The 2,870-nt window shown below is 68.6% G+C and carries 3 protein-coding genes; 1 reads left to right on the top strand and 2 read right to left on the bottom strand.

Translation table 11 applies throughout. The features are described from left to right. Positions 1-1,489, bottom strand: a 1,489-nt coding sequence (locus G3N62_RS35040; protein WP_241013294.1) for a DEAD/DEAH box helicase, incomplete at its 3' end; no start/stop codon positions are given. Positions 1,490-1,850: 361 nt separating this feature from the next. After that, complete coding sequence (locus G3N62_RS35035; protein WP_034188871.1) at positions 1,851-2,120, bottom strand: acyl-CoA-binding protein; 270 nt, start codon at positions 2,118-2,120, stop codon at positions 1,851-1,853. Between the two features lie 147 nt (positions 2,121-2,267). On the opposite strand from G3N62_RS35035, the gene tsaB reads away from it, so the two are divergent. Then, a partial coding sequence (gene tsaB / locus G3N62_RS35030; protein ID WP_206141523.1) for a tRNA (adenosine(37)-N6)-threonylcarbamoyltransferase complex dimerization subunit type 1 TsaB occupies positions 2,268-2,870 on the top strand: 603 nt, incomplete at its 3' end.

Below are 2,870 nucleotides of genomic sequence, written 5' to 3'. Positions count from 1 at the left end.
GGTGCCCGTCGGTCGCGACGGCCACCCATTTCACCGTATAGGCACCGGCGCCGACTGCCGCGAGCGGCACCGTCATCCGCTTGCGGTTTGACGCGTCGATGCGCGCACGGCCGTCCGACACCGTCTTACCGCCGCCCGGACGGCCGCGGCCGCCGGTGGCGCCGTTGCGCGGGGGCGCCTTGCGCGGCTCGAACCCTTCGATCACGTTGACCGGCAGCGGCGAGCGCACGAAGCGCTCGATGCGCTTGAGCGCGCCTTGCTCGGCGTGGTGCACGAGGCTCACTGCCGTGCCCGAACGGCCTGCGCGGCCGGTACGGCCGATACGGTGAACGTAATCTTCCGCGAACTTCGGCAGGTCGTAGTTGAACACGTGCGTGATGCCCGGGATGTCGATGCCGCGTGCCGCGACGTCGGTGGCCACCAGCACGCGCACGCGGCGCTCGCGCAGCGCACGGATCGTGCGGTTGCGCGCGCCCTGCGGCAGGTCGCCGTGCAGCGCGGCCGATTCGAAGCCTGCATCGGCAAGACGGCCGGCGAGCTGGTCGGCGTCGATCTTGGTCGCCGTGAAGATGATGGCCTGGTCGAGTGCGTCGTCGCGCAGCAGGTGATCGAGCAGGCGATCCTTGTGGTCGCGGTCATCGACGTAGTGCACGGTCTGCGCGATGTTGGCGCGCGACTCGAGGCGCTGCTGGATCTCGATGCGTTCCGGATCCTTCAGCAGGCGGCTCGTCAGCGAACCGATCTTGCCGTCGAGCGTGGCCGAGAACAGCATCGTCTGGCGCGACGCGGGCGTGGCGTCGACGATCGTTTCGATGTCTTCGATGAAGCCCATGTCGAGCATGCGGTCGGCTTCGTCGAGCACGAGCATCTTCAGTTCGGACAGGTCGATACGGCCGCGCTCGAGGTGATCGAGCAGACGGCCCGGCGTGGCGACCAGGATTTCCGGGTTCTTCGCGAGCAGCATCAGCTGCTGGCCGTAGGCGACGCCGCCGAGGATGCTGACCGTGCGCAGGCGCTTCAGGTGCTTGCCGTACGTCGATGCGGCCGTGGTGACCTGCATCGCGAGTTCGCGGGTCGGCGTCAGCACGAGCAGGCCCGGGCGCGCGACGGGTTGCGGGCGGCGCGCACGGCGGTCGCCCTGGTTCGGTTCACGCGGCGCGCGCGGTTGCTGCGCCAGCGTCTTCTGGAGCTGCGCGAAACGTTCGATCGCGGGCAGCATGAATGCGGCGGTCTTGCCCGAACCGGTCGGGCTCGACACCAGCAGGTCGCGGCCGGCGATGCCGGCCGGAATCGCGCGCTGCTGGACCGGCGTCGGCTTCACGTAGCCGGCGGCCTGCAGCGCGGAGACGATCTCCGGCGACAACCCGAGCGACGCGAAGCTCGGCTCGTCCGACGCCGGTTCGACCGCGGCCGGTGCGGCGGCGTCGTCGAGACCGAGCGCCTGGTCGGCGATCGCGTTGAGCGGGCTGGAGTTGATGCTCGAAGTCATAACAATCCTTGAAACACAGTGGGTGAAACGTCGGCGCCAATCGCGCATACCCAAGTCGTCGGATTCAGCGAGCAAATCGGGAAACGGGTGCAATCCGCCGAACCGTCGGCGGATGAGGCATTAGAAGCTGTTTTGGGTGCGGCGCGCTTCAGGAGCGGGGCCGCCAGCCTGATAAGTGACGACCGCGAAGGTCGAAGCAGGAGGGGACAGGTTCTAAACCGGATTGGAGCTTAACGCTACGAGGCGTCTGGCCGGAACGGCTTGCGAGCCGAGCGCGGGAGGTGACGCAGCCAGCATTATAAAGATATTTGCTGCGCTGCGCCACTGATTTGATTGCCTATTGCGGCGGCGGGCGATCCGCTCAGGAAGCCGTGCCGTTTTTCAGCGATTCGACGAGTTCGACGTACTGCTGCTTTGCCGCATCCGGCGACGTGCCCTTCAGCGCGTCCCACGCGTCGTACTTGTATTTGCCGACGATGTCGGTGAAGCCCGGCTTGTCGCCATGCGCATCGCCGTCGGTGGCCTGCTTGAACAGCGCGTAGAGGCGCAGCAGGGTCAGGTTGCCCGGGCGTTCGGTCAGTTGCTTGACGTCGATCTGGGCCTGGTCGAATTGGGCGGCGAGTTCGCTCATCGGGTGTCTCCGTAAGGGTTTCAGATCGGGCGATCTTAACAAGCGGACCGCCGCGCGGGGTCGAGCGATCCTTCCAAACCGCCGCCGCTGCCGCGTATGCGCACGGATCGGTCCCGATCGCCCGTGGGAGCGGGGCGCCGCATTACAATGTCGGCCATGACGCAAACAGTGCTCCTCGCCATCGATACGTCGACCGAATACTGCTCGGTCGCGCTGCTGCGCTCGGCCCACGCCGATGACGCCGTTTCCTCCCCGCAAACCTGGGTCCGCCACGAACCGACGGGCGCCGTGTCGAGCACGCGCGTGCTGCCGGCGATCCAGGAACTCTTCGCCGAATCGGGGCTGACGCTCGCCGATTGCGACGCGATCGCGTTCGGCGCGGGCCCCGGCTCGTTCACGGGCCTGCGCACCGCGACCGGCATCACGCAAGGCCTCGCGTTCGGCGGCGGGCTGCCGGTCGTGCCGATCGGCACGCTGCTCGCGTGCGCCGAGCACGCGCGGCTGCGCGCACCCGGCACGACCCGCGTGCTGGCCGCGCTGGATGCGCGGATGGATGAGGCCTACTGGGCCGATTTCGAATGGGACGCCGCCGCCGGCGACTGGCGCACGCTGCATCCGGCTTCGCTCGATGCGCCGGGTGCCGTCGGTGTGCCCGACGCGCCGTTCACGCTCGCGGGCAACGCGGCCGCCGCGTTCGGCGCGCAGTTGCCGGCCGCGGCGCGCGCGGGCGTGATCGACGGCGACGCGATG

The organism is Burkholderia sp. Tr-20355 (assembly GCF_017104685.1).
GTDB lineage: Bacteria > Pseudomonadota > Gammaproteobacteria > Burkholderiales > Burkholderiaceae > Burkholderia > Burkholderia seminalis.
Note: the sequence above shows the minus strand (reverse complement) of the source record. Positions and strands in the feature narration are given on the sequence as shown.